This window comes from Janthinobacterium rivuli, assembly GCF_009208735.1.
GTDB lineage: Bacteria > Pseudomonadota > Gammaproteobacteria > Burkholderiales > Burkholderiaceae_D > Janthinobacterium.
This window is the reverse complement of sequence record NZ_WFLJ01000025.1, coordinates 56,478-76,310: the sequence shown is the minus strand read 5'-3', so window position 1 is coordinate 76,310 and position 19,833 is coordinate 56,478. Positions and strand designations below refer to the sequence as shown.

The 19,833-nt window shown below is 65.5% G+C and carries 20 protein-coding genes; 6 read left to right on the top strand and 14 right to left on the bottom strand.

The features are described 5' to 3' along the window. Window positions 1–178: 178 nt before the first annotated feature. The 4 genes from GCN78_RS26745 to GCN78_RS26730 all read right to left on the bottom strand — a co-directional run bounded on the left by GCN78_RS26745 (window position 179) and on the right by GCN78_RS26730 (window position 3,446). Window positions 179–634 carry a hypothetical protein gene (locus GCN78_RS26745; protein WP_152254407.1) on the bottom strand — a complete coding sequence of 152 codons (456 nt, stop codon included), beginning with the start codon at window positions 632–634 and terminating at the stop codon, window positions 179–181. 267 nt (window positions 635–901) lie between these two features. Next, on the bottom strand, window positions 902–1,807 hold the full coding sequence (rsgA, locus tag GCN78_RS26740; protein WP_034785059.1) for a ribosome small subunit-dependent GTPase A: 906 nt from the start codon (window positions 1,805–1,807) through the stop codon (window positions 902–904). Next, window positions 1,804–2,169: a 4a-hydroxytetrahydrobiopterin dehydratase gene (locus tag GCN78_RS26735; RefSeq protein ID WP_152254406.1), complete on the bottom strand. Its 366-nt coding sequence runs from the start codon at window positions 2,167–2,169 to the stop codon at window positions 1,804–1,806. Before GCN78_RS26735 ends, rsgA begins: the two co-directional genes overlap by 4 nt. Next, complete coding sequence (locus tag GCN78_RS26730) at window positions 2,166–3,446, bottom strand: M48 family metallopeptidase (RefSeq protein WP_152254405.1); 1,281 nt, start codon at window positions 3,444–3,446, stop codon at window positions 2,166–2,168. The genes GCN78_RS26735 and GCN78_RS26730 overlap by 4 nt, the downstream gene beginning before the upstream one ends. A 56-nt stretch (window positions 3,447–3,502) precedes the next feature. Here GCN78_RS26730 and orn point away from each other — a divergent pair, with 56 nt between their 5' ends. Beyond that, window positions 3,503–4,099 carry an oligoribonuclease gene (orn, locus tag GCN78_RS26725; protein WP_175560553.1) on the top strand — a complete coding sequence of 199 codons (597 nt, stop codon included), beginning with the start codon at window positions 3,503–3,505 and terminating at the stop codon, window positions 4,097–4,099. Here the strand turns inward: orn and GCN78_RS26720 are convergent. Then, complete coding sequence (locus tag GCN78_RS26720) at window positions 4,089–4,442, bottom strand: hypothetical protein (RefSeq protein ID WP_152254404.1); 354 nt, start codon at window positions 4,440–4,442, stop codon at window positions 4,089–4,091. The genes orn and GCN78_RS26720 overlap by 11 nt on opposite strands. Further along, on the bottom strand, window positions 4,439–5,383 hold the full coding sequence (gcvA, locus tag GCN78_RS26715; protein ID WP_131689209.1) for a transcriptional regulator GcvA: 945 nt from the start codon (window positions 5,381–5,383) through the stop codon (window positions 4,439–4,441). Before gcvA ends, GCN78_RS26720 begins: the two co-directional genes overlap by 4 nt. A 243-nt stretch (window positions 5,384–5,626) precedes the next feature. Here gcvA and GCN78_RS26710 point away from each other — a divergent pair, with 243 nt between their 5' ends. From GCN78_RS26710 to GCN78_RS26700, 3 genes are all read left to right on the top strand, one after another. After that, entirely contained in the window at window positions 5,627–6,538 is a 912-nt protein-coding gene (locus tag GCN78_RS26710; RefSeq protein ID WP_152254403.1) for a DMT family transporter, read from the top strand. A 213-nt stretch (window positions 6,539–6,751) separates the two neighbouring features. Then, window positions 6,752–7,837 carry a hemin-degrading factor gene (locus GCN78_RS26705; protein ID WP_152254418.1) on the top strand — a complete coding sequence of 362 codons (1,086 nt, stop codon included), beginning with the start codon at window positions 6,752–6,754 and terminating at the stop codon, window positions 7,835–7,837. Next, window positions 7,825–8,058, top strand: coding sequence for a hypothetical protein (locus GCN78_RS26700; protein WP_193316883.1), 234 nt, complete (start codon window positions 7,825–7,827; stop codon window positions 8,056–8,058). The genes GCN78_RS26705 and GCN78_RS26700 overlap by 13 nt, the downstream gene beginning before the upstream one ends. Before the next feature lie 48 nt (window positions 8,059–8,106). Here GCN78_RS26700 and GCN78_RS26695 read toward each other — a convergent pair whose 3' ends face one another. The 6 genes from GCN78_RS26695 to GCN78_RS26670 form a co-directional block, all read right to left on the bottom strand. Next, on the bottom strand, window positions 8,107–8,541 hold the full coding sequence (locus GCN78_RS26695; protein ID WP_193316882.1) for a hypothetical protein: 435 nt from the start codon (window positions 8,539–8,541) through the stop codon (window positions 8,107–8,109). Further along, entirely contained in the window at window positions 8,538–9,977 is a 1,440-nt protein-coding gene (locus tag GCN78_RS26690) for an efflux transporter outer membrane subunit (RefSeq protein WP_152254402.1), read from the bottom strand. The genes GCN78_RS26695 and GCN78_RS26690 overlap by 4 nt, the downstream gene beginning before the upstream one ends. Continuing rightward, entirely contained in the window at window positions 9,974–11,044 is a 1,071-nt protein-coding gene (locus tag GCN78_RS26685) for an HlyD family secretion protein (RefSeq protein WP_152254401.1), read from the bottom strand. The genes GCN78_RS26690 and GCN78_RS26685 overlap by 4 nt, the downstream gene beginning before the upstream one ends. A 26-nt stretch (window positions 11,045–11,070) precedes the next feature. Continuing rightward, window positions 11,071–12,606 carry an MFS transporter gene (locus GCN78_RS26680; RefSeq protein WP_152254400.1) on the bottom strand — a complete coding sequence of 512 codons (1,536 nt, stop codon included), beginning with the start codon at window positions 12,604–12,606 and terminating at the stop codon, window positions 11,071–11,073. Window positions 12,607–12,708: 102 nt separating this feature from the next. After that, entirely contained in the window at window positions 12,709–13,629 is a 921-nt protein-coding gene (locus GCN78_RS26675) for a LysR family transcriptional regulator (protein ID WP_152254399.1), read from the bottom strand. Between the two features lie 76 nt (window positions 13,630–13,705). Further along, entirely contained in the window at window positions 13,706–14,404 is a 699-nt protein-coding gene (locus tag GCN78_RS26670; protein ID WP_034785080.1) for a UPF0149 family protein, read from the bottom strand. 103 nt (window positions 14,405–14,507) lie between these two features. Between GCN78_RS26670 and GCN78_RS26665 the strand changes: the two genes are divergently transcribed. Both GCN78_RS26665 and GCN78_RS26660 read left to right on the top strand, forming a co-directional pair. After that, window positions 14,508–15,521 (top strand): serine/threonine protein kinase, encoded by a 1,014-nt coding sequence (locus GCN78_RS26665; RefSeq protein WP_152254398.1) that lies wholly within the window; start codon window positions 14,508–14,510, stop codon window positions 15,519–15,521. A 124-nt stretch (window positions 15,522–15,645) separates the two neighbouring features. Continuing rightward, complete coding sequence (locus GCN78_RS26660; RefSeq protein ID WP_152254397.1) at window positions 15,646–18,093, top strand: coiled-coil domain-containing protein; 2,448 nt, start codon at window positions 15,646–15,648, stop codon at window positions 18,091–18,093. 123 nt (window positions 18,094–18,216) lie between these two features. On the opposite strand, the gene GCN78_RS26655 is transcribed toward GCN78_RS26660, so the two are convergent. Both GCN78_RS26655 and GCN78_RS26650 read right to left on the bottom strand, forming a co-directional pair. After that, on the bottom strand, window positions 18,217–19,170 hold the full coding sequence (locus GCN78_RS26655) for a hypothetical protein (protein ID WP_152254396.1): 954 nt from the start codon (window positions 19,168–19,170) through the stop codon (window positions 18,217–18,219). A gap of 263 nt (window positions 19,171–19,433) precedes the next feature. Continuing rightward, the gene (locus tag GCN78_RS26650) at window positions 19,434–19,808 is read right to left on the bottom strand and encodes a hypothetical protein (protein ID WP_071078763.1); all 375 of its coding nucleotides are present in this window, start codon (window positions 19,806–19,808) and stop codon (window positions 19,434–19,436) included. Window positions 19,809–19,833: the final 25 nt, after the last annotated feature.

The window sequence follows — 19,833 nt, the reverse complement described above, 5'->3', positions numbered from 1 at the left end:
CTCCCCCGCAAACAGTGGCTCCAGCCTGTGATTGCACAGGCCATGCGTCATCGCATTGTAAGCTGCATTCAGGGGAATTGTTCAGTGCGCCGGTCAGAATTCTTCATCGGGCATGGCGTCCCCGGCGGGGGCGATTTGCCCCCGCCGGCCGATGGCGGGGCAGGCGCCCAAGTCGATCCTAGCGCGACACCAGCCGGATGCTGGCGCTGCCCGTCGCGGTGCTGGCGCTGCGCATGTCGGCGGGCAGGCGCAAGCCGGGCAGGAACTGGGCGTCGTCGATCACCACGCGGTCGCCCGCATTGCTGAAGACGAAGGTGGCGCCCTTTTTGGTGACAAACTGGCCCGGGCCGGTCGGGTAGATTTCCACGCTGTTTTTTGCCTGCCATTCGCGGTCGTCGATCAGGCGGCCAAAGAAATGGCTGTCTTGCTGGCGGACTTCCAGCCGTTGTCCATTCGACAGGCGGTATTGCTGCTCGATGTCGAAGGCTTCCTGGGCCGTGACGTGATAGTAGGTGCCCGAGGTGACGCGCACGCTGTCGGTGGTGGGCGGTGCGGCGGCGGTTTGCGCCTGGGCCATGCCGCCGGCAAGCGCGAACAGGGCAAGGAGGAGGGGGAGGAAACGTTTGGTATGCATGACATTCACCTTCGATCAGGATGACAGGATTGGTTGAAGTTAGATCGTGTGGTCGCTGGCAGGTTTCCTGCAGGGACTGGTGTCAAGTTAGCAAACGCGCCTGGCCATCGCCAGCGGCGGGCGACGGAGGGCTGGTTTTACGCGATGAAGTGCATAAAACGGCAGATGAATGGTTTTGGGATTAAAATCGGAAGGCGAGCTCGGCTGCGAAATTAAATTTCGCCAGCCGAGCTTTTTTTGCCGTGATATTTGCGCTGGGGCGGGTGCTTAATACAGGGTCTGCGCCGATTCGTGCAGCAACTGGCCGTACAGGGTATGGCGCATCTTGGCGATCTTGCCTTCAGACAAGGCTTGCAGGATGGCGCACTGCGGCTCGATCAGGTGGCGGCAGTTGTAGAACTTGCAGCCGCCCAGGTAGGGCTGGAATTCGCGGAAGGCCCGCTCCAGCATGCCTTCGGACAGGTGGTACAGGCCGAATTCCTGGAAGCCGGGCGAATCGATGATGGAGCTGTTCGCGCCCAGTTCGTCGAGCTTGTACAGGCGCGTAAAGGTCGTCGTGTGCTTGCCCGTGTCGAGCGCTGCCGAGATTTCCCGCACGGCGATGTCGGCGTCCGGCACCAGCAGGTTGATCAGCGACGACTTGCCCATGCCCGACTGGCCGATGAGGATGGACGACTGGCCCGCCAGCAGCGGCGCCAGGGTGGCCACGGCGTGCTCCGGTTCGGCGCGCGCCGACACTTCATCGACGGGATAGCCCATCGAGGAATACGGCAGCAGGCGTTCGCGGGCGCGCTCCAGCGAGGCCGTCACGTCCGTTTTGTTCAGGATGATGCGCGCCTCGATGCCGGCCGCGTCGGCCGCCACCAGCGAACGCGAGATCAGGTCGTCGGCAAAGCCTGGTTCCGTCGCCACGACGATGAACAGCTGCGTCAGGTTGGCGGCCAGCAACTTCGATTTGTACTGGTCCGAGCGGTACAGCAGGGTCTTGCGTTCCTCGATGCGGTCGATGACGGCCTGGTCGTTCGAGGTGCGCGTCAGGTGCACGATGTCGCCCACGGCCACATTGGTCTTCTTGCCGCGCGTCACGCATTGCAGCTTGGCGCCATCCACGTCGGCCAGGTAATGGCGGCCGTGGGCGGCGATGATGACGCCGGTCAACTTGCCTTCGCTCATGGGGCCACCTGGCTGCTCTGGTAGATGAGGTCTGCCTTGGCGGCGCAGATGAAGTCGTTTTCGGACAGGCCGCCGGCGCCATGGTTGACCGAGTGCGTGTCGTAGCGCACGGCGCAGGTTTTGTAAGTAATGATGAGCTCCGGATGGTGGTCTTGCGTATGGGTCATATAGGCCAGGGCGTTCACGAACGCCAGGGTCTGGTAGTAATTCTTGAAGCCGAAGTCGCGGCACAGCTTGCCATTTTGCAGCGTCCACTGGGGCAGCAGGGCGTGCAGGGTGGCGATGTCCGTGTCGCCCAGCGCCTGCTGGCGCGGCGTGCAGGACAGTTGGGCCAGGTCTTGCGAGGTGGATGGCGTATTCATGTCGTAGCCCCTTTCAGGTGGCGGATGCGCACGCTGGCCGGCGGGTGCGAGTCGTAGAAGGCCGAGTGCAGCGGGTCGGGCGTCAGGGTCGACGCATTGTCTTCATACATTTTCACGAGCGCCGAGACCAGGTCGTCCGCCTGCGTGTGCGTGGCGGCGAAAGCGTCGGCTTCGAATTCATGCTTGCGCGAGCTCAGTGACGTCAACGGTCCCAGCAGGAAAGTGAAGACGGGCAAGGCCAGCATGAACAGCAGCAGGGCCAGCGCGTCCGTCGGCTGGCCCGTGATGGCCAGGGCGACGGGATCCACGCCCAGGCCCGCGTAAAACCATGGCTGCGTCTTCAGGAAGCCCAGCAGCGCCAAAAAGCCCAGCGAGATGGCGAACATCACGGCGATGCGCTTGACGATGTGCTTGAGCTTGAAGTGGCCCAGTTCATGCGCCAGCACGGCTTCGATTTCCTGCGGCGCCAGGCGCGACAGCAGGGTGTCGAAGAAGACGATGCGCTTGTTGGCGCCAAAACCCGAGAAATACGCATTGCCGTGGGCGCTGCGCTTCGAGCCATCCATGACGAACAAGCCTTTCGAGGCGAAACCGACGCGCTGCATCAAGCCTTCGATGCGGCTTTTCAAGGATTCGTCGGCCAGCGGCGTGAATTTGTTGAACAGCGGCGCGATGACGGTGGGGAACAGCACCATCATCAGCAACTGGAAGCCGCTCCAGACGAACCACGCGTACAGCCACCACAGGTCGCCCGACTTGGCCATCAGGGTCAGCACGACCCAGATCAGTGGCAGGCCGATGACGGCGCCCAGGCCCACGCCCTTGAGCATGTCCGCGAAGAACAGCTTGCGCGCCATGGTGTTGAAGCCGAAGCGCTGCTCGAGCACGAACTGACGGTAATAGTCGAAGGGCAGGTCGATCAGGCCGGAAATGGCGGCGAAGGCGGCGATCAGGCCGATCTGGTACAGCATGGGCGAGCCAGGCCCCATCCATTCATTCAGATGCAGGGCCAGCCATTGCAGGCCGCCCAGCAAGGTAAAGCCGATCAGCACGGCATAGTTGACCAGCAAGGTCAGCAAGCCGAACTTGGTCTTGGCCACCGTGTAGTCGGCCGCCTTCTGGTGCGCGGCCAGCGGAATCTTTTCCGCGAATTCGGGTGGAACAAAGGCGCGGTGAGCCAGCACGTGGCGAATCTGCCGCGAAGCGAGCCAGAAGCGCACGGCCAGGGTCAAAACGAGGACGGATACAAACAAAATCGAAAACGCGAGTGAATACATTCTGTGCCTGTGAGAAAATGGCTGATTATTTAGTTTGATTAGGCCAAGAGAGAATTATGTCACAAGCGACTGACTTAACTGCATCCACCCCCGCACCCACCGTGCCGGCACGTCCCAATGAGATGAACCTGGTCTGGGTCGACATGGAAATGACGGGCCTGGAGCCCGATACCGACCGCATCATCGAGGTGGCGGTGGTGGTGACGGACATGCACTTGAACCTGCTGGCCGAAGGCCCCGTGTTCGTGATTCACCAGTCCGATGAAACGCTGAACAAGATGGATGCCTGGAACAAGGGCACGCACGGCCGCTCGGGCCTGATCGACAAGGTCAAGGCGTCGACCGTGACGGAAGCCCAGGCGGAAGCGGAACTGATCGCGTTCCTGAAGAAATACGTACCGGCAGGCAAGTCGCCCATGTGCGGCAACACCATCGGCCAGGACCGCCGCTTCATGGTGCGCGGCATGCCGAAGCTGGAAGCGTTCTTCCACTATCGCAATGTTGACGTATCGACGCTGAAAGAGCTGTGCAAGCGCTGGAAGCCGGAAATCGCCACCGGTTTCAAGAAACACCAGAAACACACGGCCCTGGCCGATATCCTGGAGTCGATCGAAGAGCTGAAGTATTACCGCGAGCATTTTATTAAATTATAAATTCCTCGGCTGTTCCAAAAGCGAGGGTGGACCACACGCCATCCTCGCCTTGCCATTCCAGCGCAAACGTTCCCGTTTGCCGTAAAGCCGTGATCCAGCGCACGTCGCCTGGCTGGCGGTGGTATTCCATACACTGCCCGAACGGCTGGTCCAGCCGGCACAGCACCAATCCCTCGCCCGCCACGGCGCACCATCGCTCGTTGATGTCGATCAAGGCCACGGCCGGGTCGCCATAGAACTCGCCCAGGCTCGCCCGCCGGCCATCGGCGGCCAGTACGCTGGCGTGTTCGTATTCATGCTGGACAATATATGCGGCGCTGCGCGCCAGTTCCCTGTTTGTCATGCGCTCTCCACGGTGGGCCAGACGGTTTCCTGGTCGGCGCGGGCCTCGGCGATCAGCCATTCGCAGAACGCATGCACGAGGGGCCGCGTTTCCGCCTGGGGCGAGCGCAGCAGATAATAACAGTGGGGGCCGCGCACAGCGTGTTCGAACACGCGCACCAGGCGGCCCGAGCGCAGGTCGTCGCCGATCAGGGGGCTGGCGGCGATGGCCACGCCCTGGCCGCTGGCGGCCGCGTCCAGGCACAGATACGTGTGCGAAAAGCGCGCGCCGCTGTTGCCGCTATTGCCGCTGTAATGCACGCCGCAACTATGCAGCCAGCGCGTCCAGTCGATTTCGCCGGGCAGGTGCACTTCCGGTTCGTCGTGCAGCAGCGGATAGCGCAGCAGGTCGGCGGGCTGGCGCAGGCTGGCCGCGTTGGCGCGGAAGCCGGGGCTGCAGACGGCGGAAAACCATTCTTCCATCAATAAATCGACCTTCAGGCCCGGATAGCGGCCCGGTCCCAGGCGGATGGCCACGTCCACGCCATCGCGCGCCAGGTCGACCGGGTGCATCGACGCCAGCACGCGCAGCTCGATCTGCGGGTAGCGGTCGCGCAGCCGGCCCAGGCGCGGCATCAGCCAGCGCGAGACGAGCGAGCTGGTGGCCGTCACCGTCACCACCTTGTCGTCGCCCTGGCGCCGCGCCTGCTCGGACACGTCGGCCAGCTGGTTGAGTATCGGCCCCAGCGAAGCCGCATAGCGCTGACCGGCATTGGTCAGCACCACGCCGCGCGGCAGGCGCTGGAACAGCACGATGCCCAGCCACGCTTCCAGCTGTTTCACGTGGTGACCGATGGCGCCGGCCGACACGTGCAATTCTTCGCCCGCGCGCTGGAAGCCTTCATGGCGGGCGGCCGCCTCGAAGGCGTGCAGGGCGGCGAGCGGGGGCAAGGGACGTGACATGGCACTCTCAGGAGATTGAGCCTCAGTAATATTCGGCCTATCCGTGAAGAATATTGGTTTGTTTCATTTTGCGCAAGCGAATATGATGCCGTCACTGCGAGAAGTGACCCGCAATAGGATTCACGCATGCATTTCACGCACGCATCACCTTCCAGCCTTGCTTGGCATTAATATTTACAACGCCTGGGAAAACCGTCGCGATACGCAGCGGGTTTGCCCAGGTGTACTCAAAGAGGTTTAGTCATGTCTGATCGCCGCGCCGTTGCGCTGGTGTTGCTGTCGGCCGCCGGTTTCGGCAGTTCCGCAGTGTTTGCCAAGGCGGCCTATGCGTCCGGGGTCAACCCGTCGACCATGCTGGCTTTGCGTTTCGTCATCGCCGCCATGCTGTTGCTGCCGCTCGTGTGGCTCGGTGGCTGGCGCTTGCCGCGCGGCCGCCTGCTGGCCGGCTACATGCTGATGGGCCTGATGTACACGGCCCAGTCGCAAGGCTATTTCAATGCCTTGATGTATGCCAGCAGCGGCCTGTGCGGCATGCTGCTGTATGTGTATCCCGTGCTGGTCACCATCCTCGCGCTGGCGCTGGGCTGGGAAAAGCTGGACCGGCGCATGCTGGTGCTGATGGCGCTGGCGATTGCCGGCATGGCCATCACCCTGGGCGGCAAGTTGCAGGGCCAGCCCATCGGCATCGCGCTGGCCTTGATGGCCGCCGGCGTGTACGCCGTGTACATCCTGTTTGGCAACAGCCTGTCGAAAAGCCGCGAGAATATTCACCCATTGGCCGCCTGCGTGGTGATCCTGGGCACAGCCGGCCTGTCGAACAGCGCGATTGCCTTGTGGCAAGGCGTGTCCTTGCCGGGCACGGCGACGGGCTGGCTGGCCGTCAGCGCCATCGCCCTGTTTTCGACGGCCATCGCCATTGCCGCCTTCTTTGCCGGCGTGGCGCAGATCGGCGCGGCCAAGGCCTCCATCATTTCCACATTCGAACCCGTCATCACGATGGCGTTCGGCGTGACCCTGCTGAAGGAATCCGTCAGCGGCACGCAATTGCTGGGCGGCGCCATGGTGCTGGCCGCCGTGATCCTGCTGGCGCAGCGCTCCAGCCCGAAGCAGGCGGCGGAAGCGGCCGTCATGCCGGGAGCGCAGGCCAGCGCCTGACCTTTTTTTCCTGAACTGATCGGCAATACCGATCGGTCTCCTTTGCGCCGCGACGGGTTTCCTGTCGCGGCGCTTTTTTTTGCGCGCTATTCTTTTCACGCAAATAAGCCTTGATTGCGAATGATTCTCATTTATAATTGAATTCAAGATTCCCCACCACCAGCCAGCCCATGCCAGCCAGTGTTCGCCTTGAAAGGAGACACCGTGACGAGCATGCCCCCTGTTTGCAACACCGAGCTGGTCGCCAGCGAATTTGCCCGCCTGCGCCGCGAGAAAAAAGCCCGCCACCGCGACATCGCCGAGGAACTGGGCATGGCCGAAGGCGAGCTGATCGCCGCGCATGCGGGCTTGTCGCTGGCCAATGGCACCTTGCTGGGCGCCGAGCGCCTGCAGGCCGACTGGCCCGCCATCGTCCAGGCGCTGGAGCCGCTGGGCGAAGTCATGGCGCTGACGCGCAACGCCTCGTGCGTGCATGAAAAGACGGGCGTCTACCGCAAGGCCAGCCACAACAACCACGTGGGCCTGGTGCTCGGTGGCGACATCGACCTGCGCATGTTTTACCGCCACTGGGCGCATGGCTTTGCCGTTCGGGAGATGGGTGAGAAGGAAGTGCGGCGCAGCCTGCAGTTTTTCGATGCGGCCGGCCATGCCGTGCACAAGATTTTCCTCACGCCGCACAGCGACATCGCCGCCTACGATGCGCTGGTGGCGCATTTTGCCGACGCGAACCAGGCGGCCGGCATCAGCGTGACGGCGCCGGCGCCGCGGCCGGCCGAACTGCCCGACGCGCAGATCGACGTGGCCGGCTTTCGCGCCGCCTGGGCCGACTTGCGCGACACGCATGATTTTTTCACCGTGCTGAAAAAATACGCGGTCTCGCGCCTGCAGGGGCTGCGCCTGGCCGAGGCGCGCTTCGTGCAGCGGCTCGACCCATCGTGCGTGCTGGACCTGCTCAATAGCGCCGCCCTCGAAAAGGTGTCCATCATGGCCTTCGTCGGCAATGCCGGCATGATCCAGATCCATTCCGGCCCCGTGCACAAGATCGCCGTGATGGGGCCATGGATCAATGTCCTCGACACGCGCTTCAACCTGCATTTGCGCGAAGACCATATCGCCAGCGCCTGGGTGGTGAAAAAGCCGACCGTCGACGGCCTGGTGACGTCCGTGGAACTGTTCGACGCCAGGGGCGACAACATCGTCATGTTCTTCGGCGAACGCAAGCCGGGCGTGCATGAGCTGTGCGAATGGCGCCACATCGTCGAGCGCGTGGCGCAGGAGGGCGAGCTATGCGCCGCATGATCGCCGCCAGCGTGGCGCGCCGCATCGCGCTGAAAAAAATGGGCGCGGGAGCGCTGGCGCTGGCCACGCCGATGCAGGTGCTGTCCGCCGTCGGCGATGCGGCCTCGCAGTACCCGGCCGTGGCGCAACAGCTGCCGCAGGCGGGCCATGCGCGCGCCCTGTCGGCAGAGAGCGTGCTGGCGCCGACGCAGCGGATCGCCACCGAGGACGCGGCGCCGTAAGCACCGCGGCGTCCCGCCGGGGCGATGGCGTGCTGCCGGCCGCCGCACTCACCACACGTCCGCCGCGCGCGGCCGCGCCATCTGGCCGCTGCCCAGCAGCCAGACCATCAGGGCCTCGGCCTGTTCGCGCGTGGCGGCCACTTCCTGCAGGATGCCGAAGGCTTTCATGGCGCCGGCCGCCATTGCCTGCAGGCGCGCGCGCTGTTCCGCATCCTCCTCGACCGATACCAGGCCCCGGCACAGGGCGGCCAGCGCCACCTTGTTATGCTTGAGCCACAGGCCGCGGCGCTTGCGGTCGATGTGCGCTTCATCGCCGCGTTCCTCTTCGAACAGCATGACGAACGGTACGCCATGGCGCAGCAGGGCGTCCATGTCGTTTTCCCACAGCGGGGCATAGCCGGTGACGGCCGTTTCAGGGCGAAAGCGCACGATGGGAAAGTCGCTGACGTCGTGGATGGAAAAATGTGCGGGATTCGGTTTCATGGCGTGCTTCCTTGCGATGGGGTTGAAAAGGCTTGCCAGCCGCCGCCCAGCGCCTTGTAGACCTGGACCAGCGACAGCGAGGCGGTGGCGCGGCTGTCGACCAGCGCCGCTTCGTTGTTCAATAAGGTGTTTTGCACATGCAGCACGTTGATCAGGTCCGTGCCGCCCTGGCGGTACTGCAGTTCAGCGCTGCTCAGCGCCCGGCGTCCCTGTCTGACGGCTGCATCGAGGCTGGCCTGGCGGCGGGCGTTGGCCTGGTAGCTCGATAACGCATCTTCCACCTCGTGCCAGGCGGCCAGCACCGTCTGGCGGTAGGCGATGGCCGCTTCCTGCTGCTGCGCCTCGCGCAATTGCAGCTTGCCGCGCAGGCGGCCGCCATCGAACAGGGGCACGCTGAAGCCGGGACCGAAGGCGAAGCGTTTGGCGTCCCAGCCGATATCGGACAGCTGCATCGCCTGCAGGCCGACGCTGCCCGAGAGCGTGATGCGCGGATAAAAATCGCCTTGCGCCACGCCGATGGCGGCCGTGGCCGCGTGCAGCTGCGCTTCGGCGCGGCGGATGTCGGGACGCCGTTCGGCCAGGCTGCTCGGCACGCCCAGCTGCACCTGCATGGCCACGGCGGGAATGGCCTTGCCCGCCGCCAGTTCCGCCTGCAGGGACTGTGGCGGCAGCGCCAGCAGGAGGGCGAGGGCATTGCCCAGGCGCGCTTCGCGCTGCTGCAGCGGCGGCAGGCGCGCCTCGATGGTGGCCACGTGGGCCGCCGCCTCGGCCTCGTCGAGTTGCGTCGCCGCGCCTTCACGCAGGCGGATGCGCGTCAGTTCCAGCGTATGGCGGGCGATATCGAGCAGTTGCTGCGTGATGGCCAGGGTCTGCTGCGCGCCGCGCAGCTCGATGTAGTCGCGCGCCGTCTCGGCCAGCACGGCCAGCAGCACGCCGCGCTGCGTTTCCACGGCCGCGTCGACGCGCGCGTCGGCCGCTTCCACGTCGCGCCGCACGCGGCCCCACAAGTCCAGCTCCCAGGCCGCATCGAGATTGCCTTGCCACAGGTTGTAGGCGGACTGGCCGTTGTGGCGCGACGGGTCGCTCAAGCCTTGTTCGCTGTTGCGCGCGCGGCCATAGCCGCCATTCGCGCCCAGGGACGGGCCTTGCGCGGCGCCGGCCACGCCGCGCGCGGCGCGGCTCTGTTCCAGCCGGCTGCCTGCCGCCAGCACGTCGAGGTTGGCGCCGGCGGCGCGCTGCAGCAAGGACGACAGGGTGGCGTCGCCAAAGCTGTCCCACCAGCGCTGCTCGATGGCGCCATCCTGGCTGGCGGCGAAACTGGCATGCTCCGCCTGGCGCCATTGCTGTGCCAGATCATGGTGCGGACGCTGGAAATCGTTGCCGACGCTGGCGCAGCCGGCCAGGCCCAGGGCCGTAAAGAGTATCAGTGCTTTCATCGCGCGCTCACCTGCTTCAATTCTTGACGACGCATGGCCGTATCGATGCGCACTTCGGCCGACATGCCCACGCGCAGGTGATGTTCGGCATCCTGGCCGGGATCGAGCGCGATCCTGACGGGGATGCGCTGCACCACCTTGGTGAAGTTGCCGGTGGCGTTTTCCGGCGCGATGGCGGCGAACGTCACGCCCGTGGCGGGCGCGATGCTGTGCACCGTGCCGCGCAGGAGCACGTCAGGATAGGCGTCGACGGCGATGCTGGCGCGCTGGCCCTGGCGCACGTGCGTCAACTGGGTTTCCTGCAGGTTGGCGACGACGAAGCTGCGGTTCAGGGGCACCACGGCCATCAGGCTGGCGCCGGGCGCCACCAGGGCGCCGACGCGCACGGCGCGGCGTCCGACGATGCCGTCGATGGGGGCGCGCAGCTGCGTATGCGACAGATCCAGTTCGGCCCGTTGCAGGCTGGCGCGGGCGCGCAGCAGGGCCGCTTCGGCCGCGCCTTGCTGCGCCTGCTGAATGTCCGTCTGCTTGCGGGTGGCGACGAGGGCGGCGCGGTTCTGCGCCAGGCGCGCGCGGCTCACGTCGAAGCGCGACTGTGCCTGCTGCGCGTTTTGCACGCTGCCCGCGCCCTGGCCAGCCAGGTGCTGCGAGCGGGCCAGTTCCTGCTGCGCCAGTTTGTCTTCCGCCTGGTTGGCGTCGACCAGGGTCGTGGCTTGTTCGATCACCGATTGCTGGCGCTGCAAGGTGGCGCGGGCATTCGCCAGTTGCGCCTCGGCGCCGGCGACCTCGGCGCGGGCCGAGGCGGCGGCGGCCTCGTAGTCGCGGTCGTCGATGCGCGCCAGCAGCTGACCCGCCTTGACAGTCTGGTTGTCTTCCACCAGCACTTCCCGCACGATGCCGCCCACCTTGGGGGAGAGCACGGTGTAGTCGGCGCTGACGAAGGCGTCGTCGGTGCTTTGTTCGTCGCCACGGGCGAATAGCAGTTGCCAGGCACAAAAGGCGAGGGCGCAGGCCAGCAGGGCCGGGCCGAGAAGAAAGGCGCGCGAGCGCAGTATGGGTTTTTGCATGGTGAAGCTCTTTCTAGAAATAAAAGTCAGGCGGCGCGCGGCGGATAGACGCGCGTCGGCAGGATGGGAATGATCACAATCATGGCCAGCGCGATGGCGGCGACAATGAGGTACAGATCGGACGAGGTCAGGGTGACGACTTGCGCATGCATGCGCGCACTCAGGCCAGACCCCAGCCCCGGCACGTCCACGGCGCCAGGCAGGTTGCCCAGGCGTTCGCTGAGCACCGTCGAATGAAAATGGTTGCGGCGCGTGATCAGCGCATCGAGCACGCCGGTGGCGACGACGGCCGACATGCCCTTGATGGTGTTGAACCAGGCCGAGGCGAACGGACCATCCTGCGGCGCCAGGCCCGTGGTGGCCAGCAGCAGCAAGGGAATCACGGCCATCGGTTGCGCAAAGATCTGCACCGCTTGCAGCAGGTAGAAATGCGTGCGGATCCAGTCCGGCGACATGCGCGCGCCGAGCACGCAGGACAGGGCCAACAGGGCCAGGCCGATGGCCAGCACCCAGCGGCAGTCGACGGCGCGGATATTGCACAGGGCGGCCACCAGCGGCAGGGCGATCAATTGCGGCAGCGCCACCATCAGCATCACGGGCGCCGTCTGCAGCGGGCGGTAGGCGTGCACCTGCGCCAGGTAGGATGAGGGAATCAGGATCACGGCCAGCAAGACGAACAGCACGCCGCCCAGGGTCAGCAGGGCATGGCTGAGGTTGCGCCGCGACAGCAGCTGCAGCTTGAAGAACGGCAGCGGGTGCGACCACTCGTTGATGAAGAACAGCACCAGCAGCAACAGACCGCCGCCCAGCAGCACGCAGATCAGCGGCGAGGCGAACCACGCCAGGCGTTCGCCCTGCAGCAATCCCACCACCAGCATGCTGATGGCGGGCAGGCCAAGCAGCAGGCCGCGCCAGTCGAACTGGCGCAAGCGCTCAAGGCGCAGCGGGTCTTGCGGCAAGCCCCAGGACACCATCAGCAGGGCGACGATGCTGCCCGGGACGACTTGCCAGAAGGCCCATTGCCAGCCCAGGTACTCGGTCCAGAAGGCGGCCAGCGGCGTGCCCAGGCTGGGGCCGAAGGTGGCGCTCAGCGCATAGCCGCCCAGGCCATACAGCTTGATGTTCGGCGGCAGGAAGCGCAGCGCCACAGTCATCAGCATGGGCGGCAGGGCGCCGCCAGCCGCGCCCTGCACTACGCGCAGGACCATCAGCACGGACAGGTTCGGCGCGAACGGGCATAGCACGCCGGCGGCCATGCAGACGAGGATGGCGGCGGCCGTCAGCCGGCGCAGCGAAAAGGTGACGGAGCACCACGGCGCGAACGCCATGGCCGAGACCGAGGCGGCCGCATACAGGGCGACGAGCCAGCTGGCGTCGTCGCGCGCGATGCCCATGGCGCCGCGGATGTCGGCCAGCGCGACCTTGGTGATGTTTTCATTCAGGCCGGCCACCAGCACGGCCAGCAGCACGCCGGCCAAGCCCGTGGCCAGGCGCAGTCCGAAGATGGGAGGCGCGGGCGGCGCGGCCGCGGGGGCGGCGCCAGGAAGGGGTACAGCAGACACAGGGAACTCCGTGGATGAGGATCAGTCCACGCAGTATAGGTAGCGCTAAATCTTATGAAAATTGATCATTGATGAAGTCTGAATTGCGTCTGGCGCAATGATTCAGGTGTCCGGAAGCGCGCTGCCGCACAGCTCCTTGATCGTGCGGCGCAGCCAGCGGTGCGCATGGTCGTGATCGAGGCGCGGGTGCCAGGCCTGGAAGACTTCCACGCTGTCGACGGGGATCGGCAGCTGGAAGGTGCGCAGCTTCAAGCCCAGCCGCTCGACGATGGCCAGCAGGGGCGTGGGCATCAGCGGCAGCAGCAGGCGCGAATCGGCCACGGCGAAGATGGCGGACTGGAAGTTGGGGCTGATCAGGGACACTCTGCGCATGTAGCCCCGCTCGGCCAGGGCCGTGTCGAACGGGCCGCGTGCCAGGCCGCGCCGCGAGACGCTGATATGTTCGTACTCGGTAAAGCTGTCGAGGTTGATGGGGCCGTCGAAGAGCGGGTGGTCGCTGCGGGCGATGCCGACAAAGCCGCTGGTAAACAGCTGCTGCAGCTTGATGTCGGGCGCAAAGGCGCGCCGCGCGCTGATGTACAGGTCGATGCGGCCCGCGTGCAGGGCGTCGTTTTCCGTGGCGCCATCGCCTTCGGGCACGAAGCGCAGCACTGTGTGCGGCGCATGGATGGCCAGCAGGTCGCGCAGCTTGCCGCCATAGGCACCGACAAACACGTCGTTGGCGCACAGGCTGAAGGTGCGTTCCAGGGTGCGCAAGTCCACTTCGCGGCCGGAGGTGAAGATGGCGTGCGCCTGCTCCACCACGCCGCGCACCTGCTCGCGCAATTCCAGCGCGCGCGGAGTGGGCGCCAGGCCGCGCCCGGAGCGCACGAAGACGGGGTCGCCGATGGCGTCGCGGATGCGCGCCAGGGTGCGGCTCATGGCTGGCGCGCTCAGGTTCATGCGCCGCGCGGCGGCCACGGCGCTGCCTTCCTCGAGCAGGATGTCGAGGGCGACGAGCAGGTTCAGGTCGGGGAGTTTCATGCGCCGATTATAGCCGGTGGGCCGGCGCCAGCGCTGCGCCGGCAGGACGCCGGCGCAGATGGATGCTACTGCGGTATTACTCGGCTGCCGGCTCGGCGCCGCAGCATTTCTTGAACTTCTTGCCGCTGCCGCAAGGGCAGTCGTCGTTGCGGCCCACTTTCGGCTCTTCGCGCTTCATGGTTTGCACGGGAGCCTTGCGGCGTGGTACCCAGAAACGGTGGATGGCCGGCAGGTTCGCTTCCAGTTCCTGCGCCAGCTTGTGCGCCTTGACCGGGTCTTCCACCAGTTTCAGTTCTTCTTCCTTGATTTCGTCGGCGCCCAGCAGGTAGATCGGCTGCATCAGTTCGGCCACTTCGGAATCCCAGATCTCGTTCCACGAGCCGGGACGCAGCTCCATGCCGTCCCAGAAGCCCCAGCACCAGGCTTCGGCGTCGATCAGGGTCTGGCCTTCGTAGTCGTGCTCGACGAACAGGGCTTCGAACTCTTTCGGCGCCACTTCAAACGTCACCAGCACTTCGTTCATGAAGCGCATGATCAGGTTGACGATGCGTTCTTCTTCCTTGCTGTTCTTGAATTTCGGCGCATCTTCGGCATCTTCGCCCCACACGCGCGGCAACCACTCGGCCGGCATGATCGGTTCCGGGCCGATGGCGACGGCCGTCAGATAGCCGTGCAGCATATCCATGGTCATCGCGTCTTCGGAGCAGCGCTCCGACAACAGGAATTGGTCTAATTCGTCGAATTCTTTTTCTGATAATGGCTGTTCGAGTTGCATGGCTTGCTCTTTGATGAAATGTAAGCCGCCAGTATACGCCTTGCGGCGCTTCATCACCGAAGTGTTTGCACCGGCGGCCCGCGCGCGCCTTACAATGTCGCTTATGCACAATGAAAACCAGCCGCACGAGGACGACCGGCCCGTCCATCCCTTTTCCGCCCTGAGCCCCGATTGCGTGCTCGACGCCCTCGACAGCGTGGGCTTGCGCGGCGATGGCCGTCTGCTGGCCCTGAACAGCTATGAAAACCGCGTCTACCAGGTGGGCATCGAAGACGGCGCGCCCCTGGTGGCCAAGTTTTACCGTCCCGCGCGCTGGAGCGAGACGGCCATCCTGGAGGAGCATGCGTTCGTCTCGGAACTGGTCGAGCGCGAAATCCAGGTGGTGCCGGCGCTGGAAATCAATGGCAGCACCCTGCACCAGTACCAGGGCTTCCGCTTCGCCGTCTTCCCCCGCCACGGCGGCCGCGCGCCCGAGCTGGACGACCCGGCCACCCTGGAATGGATAGGGCGCTTCATCGGCCGCATCCACGCCGTCGGCGCGCTGTCCAGCTACCAGGAACGGCCGGCGCTCGATCACCAGACGTTCGGCGTCGAGCCGCGCGAGTTCTTGCTGGAGGGTAATTTTTTGCCGCCCGAGCTGCTGGCCGCGTATTCCAGCGTGGCGCAGCAGGCGCTCGATGGCGTCAAGCGCTGCTATGACCGCGCGGGCGACGTGGCCGTGCTGCGCACGCATGGCGATTGCCATGGCGGCAACGTGCTGTGGACGGATGCCGGCCCCCATTTCGTCGATTTCGACGACAGCCGCATGGGACCGGCCATCCAGGACCTGTGGATGATGCTGTCGGGCGAGCGCGGCGACCAGGTGCGCCAGATGAGCGACATCCTGGCCGGTTACGAGGATTTCTGCGATTTCGACCCGCGCCAGCTGTACCTGGTCGAAGCGCTGCGCACGTTGCGCCTGATCCATTACTCGGCCTGGCTGGCGCGCCGCTGGGACGATCCCGCCTTCCCCGTCGCCTTCCCGTGGTTTAACACGCAGCGCTACTGGCAGGACCGCATCCTCGAATTGCGCGAGCAGGTGGCGCTGATGGACGAAGCTCCCTTATGGCCAATTTGAGTTAAATAGCGAAAAGAAAGGTAAACGCCCCTCTTCTTGCCGCGCTGATTTGTGCATGCCTGTTCGATAATGGTGGTAATAAATTCCCATAAGCAACGGAATTCACCCGAATAAGCGAGAAATCATGCAAGCACAGCAAAATCAGCGCCAGGCCGCCTCCCTCACCGTCGCCTATTCGGCTGACGACGAGTTCGACCAGGACAGCATCGTTTCGCTGCATGATTTCAAGGACCTGGAGCGCAAGGCTGACGTACCTGCGCCAGCGCCTGTCCCTGAGGCTCCCGTCGCCGCGATGCCCGAACCGCAAGCCGAACCGGCAGCGGAAACCGACAGCAAGGCGCCCGCCGCCGAACGCCAGAAAATGGAATTGAAAGCCATCCACGAGGCGATTGCCCGCGTGGAAGCGGAAGCGAAGGCCACCTGCGCCGCCGAAAGCCGGGCCTTGGCCGAGGCGCGCGTGCGCTCGCTGGCCGAGGACCGCGCCGCCATCGACGCGGCCGCCGCCGCCGCCGCGCAGCAAAATGCGCAGGCGGCCGAAGAAGCCATCGCCGCCAACCGCGAACGCCTCGACACCATGCGCGCCGCCGCGCAAGCGAGTGTGGCCCGCCTGGAAGCCGTCAAGCAGGAGACGGCCGAATTGCGCGCCCGCGTGGAGTCCGACAATGCCATCCGCCTGGCCGCCGAACAGCGCGCGCGCGCCGAGCAGGAAAGCCGCCTGCGCGCCAGCGAGCAAGTGGCGGTGCAATCGGAACTGGCCGAGCAGGCGGCCCGCGCCGCCGAGGAATTGCAGGTGCAGACGGAGCAGGCGCGCCTGCAAGCCGTCGAGCGCGTGGCCGCCGTGCAGGCGGCCAAGGAAGAAATGGTGGGCATCGCCTCGGCCGATGCACGAGTCGCCGTGCTGGCGCGTGAACGCGAGCGCCATGCGCACGGCGCGCGCCAGACGGCGCAGATGCTGGCCGAAGCGGAAAGCGAAGCGCTGGACTTGACGGTGCAGCGCGAGCGCGCCGACCAGATCGCGCTGGAATCGGCCTTCAACCGCGCCGCCGCCGAAGTGCGCGCGCTGGAAGAGGCGCGCGCGCTGGCGCACCTGGAACAGGAACGCGAAGCGATCGCGCTGGCGCAGGCGGAATCGGAGCGCCATGCGGCGCAGTCCCTGCGTTTGCGCCTGCAGACGGAAAAGGAATTGCGCGACGCGGCCATCCACCGCGAGCGCCTGGAAATGGTCGCCGTGGCCAGCGCGCAGGCGCGCCGCGACGCCGACGTGCGCATCCTTGCCGCCACCGAGGCGCGCATCGAGGTGGACCGCCAGCTGCGCGCCGTGGCGCTGGCCCGCGTGGCCGCCGAACAGGATGCGGAAATCGCCGGCCACGCCAAGCTGGAAGCGGAAACGGCGGCCCTCGAGGAAACCAAGGCACGCGAAGCGGCCGAACAGGCAGCCGCCGTGGCGGCCGCCCGCGAACTGGAAGAGCAGCAGCGCGCCGCCAGCCTGGCGCAGGAACGGGCCGAGCTGGCGCGTCAGGCGGCGGAACTGGCCGCCAGCCAGAACGCAGCCGAGCAGGCCGAGGTCGATGCCGGCCAGGCGACATTGGCCGCGCAGGCGCAAGTGTCGCAACTGGCGCAGGAAAAAGCCCGGCAGGCAGAGCAGTTGCTGCAGGCCGAGCAGGAGCGCCTGGCCGCCGAACAAGCCGCCATCGCCGCCCTGAAAGAGAAACTGGAAGCGGAAGCGCTGGCGTTCGCCGCGGCGCAGGAACGCATCGCCGCCGAAGGCGCGCAAGCGGAACTGCTGCGCGGCCAGCATGCCGCCGAACAGGCCTTGCGGGAAGCGGCGCAGAAGGAAGCCGACGCCATCCGCATCCTGATGGACCAGGCCCTGGTCGAAGGCGAAAAGAAAGCCGCCGCCGCGCAAGCCGTGCAGGTGCAGGCGCGCCTGGCCGTGGAACTGGGGCAGGTGCATAGCGAGCGCGCCCGCGTGGAAGAAGACAAGGCGCAAGCCGCCGAAGCGCTGCTGGCGTCCGAGCGCGATTTCGTCGCGGCCGAGCGCGAGTCGCTGGCCCTGATCGCGCAAAAACTGGTGCAGCAGCGCCAGACCAGCAGTGCCGAAGAGCGCGCCTCGCAAGCCATCGCCGGCCGCCTGGAAGCGGAAAAGCAGGCGACGGCCGCAGCGGAAACGCGCGCCGCCATGGAACAGCAGGCGCTCGACGCCATGCGCCAGCGCGAGCAGCTGGAACGGGCCGCGCAGCAGGCCGCCGGCGAGAAGCTCGCTGCGCAGCAAGCCTTGCTGGCCAGCGCCCAGGCCCATGCCGCCCTGCAGCGCAAGGCGGCCGACACGACGCGCGCGATGGCCGAGGCCAAGCAGCAATTGCTGGACCTGGAAACGGCGCGCGCGCAGCAGCAGGAGCGCGAACTAGCCGCCCTGCGCGCCAGCCTGGAGCAGCCGCAAAGCGTCTTTTCCAGCTCCTTGAGCGCGGCCCGCGCGAAAGCCGAACAAGTGAGCTCGGCCAGCTTGACGCGCGAAGTGATCGAGCGTCTGACGCAGCCTAACGAGGCAGGCGCCGTCTGGCGCTCACGTTGAAGGCCTGAAAACCCGATAACACCCGGGGTCGGACCTTAATGGGGAAACGCAGTCCAATGGACTGCGTTCCAATCGCGCAGCGACCGACCCCAGTCCTAGGTTTGGGTTACGTCTGCATCTCGCTCAAAACTTCCGTCCCACCCCCACCAGTAGCACATCCGCATCGCGGTGGTAATCCGTCACCACCCGGTTCCACGCCACTTGCGCCACCCAGCGGCGGTTGACGTGGTAGCGGGCCACGGCTGACAGCAAGCCGGTCAGGCGCGTGCTGTGGCCCTGGGTGTCGCGCCCGTCCCACGCCAGGTAGGGGCCGCCGCCCATGCCGAATTCCACCTTTTCATTCAGTGAGCGGATCAGCCACAGCTGGGCGGCCACGCCGCGCCGGTGCGCCAGGTCCGTATCGCCTTCATCGAGGGCGGTGACCGTCCAGTCCACGTATTTTCCCGCCGCGCGCCGGTATTCCAGGGTGAACGGGCGCGAGGACTCGGAGCGCAAGCTGTTGACGATGGTGTGGCCCGTCGATAAGGTCAGGGTGTCGTCGTGCGCCCAGTTCTGCAAGTGCAGCTTGGCGCCCGGCACGCCATCGTAGCGGTAGCCGGCGCCGATCAGCAGGTGCGTGGTGTTGTCCTTGCCGTCCGGCTTGATGCGGTTGAGCTGCGCTTGCGCATACCAGCGGTTGTCGAACTGCCAGCGCGCCTGCAGGCTGACGATGGAACCCCAGCCATGGTCATTGTCGAAGTTGTGCAGGCCGTCGTCGGTCCTGGCCGTGTCGAAGAAAAAATAGCGTCCCGCGCCGGCGCCCACCATCAGGCCCTGCTCCACCTTCTTCGTGCGCAGCCAGAACTGGCCCGCCATGCCGTCGCGGTGATGGTCTTCCGGGTGGCCTTCATTGATGTAGGACAGGCTGACGGCGTTGTGCTCGCCGACCGGCTGTGTGTAGCTGACGGCGGCGACAAAGGTGCGCTCATTGGTCGAGTTGACTTTCAGGGCGCCGGCCATGCCGGACAGGTCCTGTGCCTGGACGGACAGGGGGAGCGAGGCGGCCAGCAGGGCCAGGGCGGAAAGTTGCTTGCGCATGAGGTATCCGATGGTGATGATGCACGCTAAAGGTCGGCTGGCTGGACGTCATGCGGAAGGGTAACCGTCACGCCTATTTGCTACATTCGTAGATTGTTTCAGTCAGAACTAGTTGCGCAAGTGTATAAGAAAGTGAGAATGTGTGAGGCGCGCAATAAATTTCTTGCTAGAAAGTTATTCTGGCGGGGGAGACATGCGGGGGCGGGAGGGGGAGAGCGCCGGCCAGCAAGGGCTGCCGGCGCTGGACTGCGGGAACGGCGGTGTTACTGGCTCAACACGACTTTATCGGCAAAATATTCCGTCTCGCCGAAGCATTGCGTGGGCACGCCCTTGTGCTGGCTGTAGGTGACGAGGATGCGCTTGCCGGCGGCGGCCGTCAGCTGCTTCGCCACTTCCTCGTCGCGCACGCTGAACTGGAATTTTTCCGGGATGGTGCCCGGCAGCGCCGTCAGCAGCAATTCACCTTCCCATGTCTTGCAGATCCAGCCCCGCTTGGAGAACTTTTGCAGGTAACCCGCCCGTTCGCCTTCCGAGTACGAGAAGCTGAGGGCCATCCACGTATAGGCGGCCAGCAGCAGGAAGCCGGCCACGAGGAAGATGACGAAGGCGAAGGTGACTTTTTTGGTCGTAGGGGTCATGTTAAGGGGTGAATTGTTTAGTTGG

What these genes read in the sequence shown, in the direction of transcription:
- GCN78_RS26685 (WP_152254401.1), bottom strand. Translation starts at nt 11,044, where the DNA reads ATGCAAAAACCCATACTGCGCTCGCGCGCCTTTCTTCTCGGCCCGGCC.
- GCN78_RS26660 (WP_152254397.1), top strand. Translation starts at nt 15,646, where the DNA reads ATGCAAGCACAGCAAAATCAGCGCCAGGCCGCCTCCCTCACCGTCGCC.
- gcvA (WP_131689209.1), bottom strand. Translation starts at nt 5,383, where the DNA reads ATGTCACGTCCCTTGCCCCCGCTCGCCGCCCTGCACGCCTTCGAGGCG.
- GCN78_RS26670 (WP_034785080.1), bottom strand. Translation starts at nt 14,404, where the DNA reads ATGCAACTCGAACAGCCATTATCAGAAAAAGAATTCGACGAATTAGAC.
- GCN78_RS26730 (WP_152254405.1), bottom strand. Translation starts at nt 3,446, where the DNA reads ATGTATTCACTCGCGTTTTCGATTTTGTTTGTATCCGTCCTCGTTTTG.
- GCN78_RS26665 (WP_152254398.1), top strand. Translation starts at nt 14,508, where the DNA reads ATGCACAATGAAAACCAGCCGCACGAGGACGACCGGCCCGTCCATCCC.
- orn (WP_175560553.1), top strand. Translation starts at nt 3,503, where the DNA reads ATGTCACAAGCGACTGACTTAACTGCATCCACCCCCGCACCCACCGTG.
- GCN78_RS26705 (WP_152254418.1), top strand. Translation starts at nt 6,752, where the DNA reads ATGCCCCCTGTTTGCAACACCGAGCTGGTCGCCAGCGAATTTGCCCGC.
- GCN78_RS26650 (WP_071078763.1), bottom strand. Translation starts at nt 19,808, where the DNA reads ATGACCCCTACGACCAAAAAAGTCACCTTCGCCTTCGTCATCTTCCTC.
- GCN78_RS26690 (WP_152254402.1), bottom strand. Translation starts at nt 9,977, where the DNA reads ATGAAAGCACTGATACTCTTTACGGCCCTGGGCCTGGCCGGCTGCGCC.
- GCN78_RS26675 (WP_152254399.1), bottom strand. Translation starts at nt 13,629, where the DNA reads ATGAAACTCCCCGACCTGAACCTGCTCGTCGCCCTCGACATCCTGCTC.
- GCN78_RS26655 (WP_152254396.1), bottom strand. Translation starts at nt 19,170, where the DNA reads ATGCGCAAGCAACTTTCCGCCCTGGCCCTGCTGGCCGCCTCGCTCCCC.
- rsgA (WP_034785059.1), bottom strand. Translation starts at nt 1,807, where the DNA reads ATGAGCGAAGGCAAGTTGACCGGCGTCATCATCGCCGCCCACGGCCGC.
- GCN78_RS26700 (WP_193316883.1), top strand. Translation starts at nt 7,825, where the DNA reads ATGCGCCGCATGATCGCCGCCAGCGTGGCGCGCCGCATCGCGCTGAAA.
- GCN78_RS26710 (WP_152254403.1), top strand. Translation starts at nt 5,627, where the DNA reads ATGTCTGATCGCCGCGCCGTTGCGCTGGTGTTGCTGTCGGCCGCCGGT.
- GCN78_RS26695 (WP_193316882.1), bottom strand. Translation starts at nt 8,541, where the DNA reads ATGAAACCGAATCCCGCACATTTTTCCATCCACGACGTCAGCGACTTT.
- GCN78_RS26720 (WP_152254404.1), bottom strand. Translation starts at nt 4,442, where the DNA reads ATGACAAACAGGGAACTGGCGCGCAGCGCCGCATATATTGTCCAGCAT.
- GCN78_RS26735 (WP_152254406.1), bottom strand. Translation starts at nt 2,169, where the DNA reads ATGAATACGCCATCCACCTCGCAAGACCTGGCCCAACTGTCCTGCACG.
- GCN78_RS26745 (WP_152254407.1), bottom strand. Translation starts at nt 634, where the DNA reads ATGCATACCAAACGTTTCCTCCCCCTCCTCCTTGCCCTGTTCGCGCTT.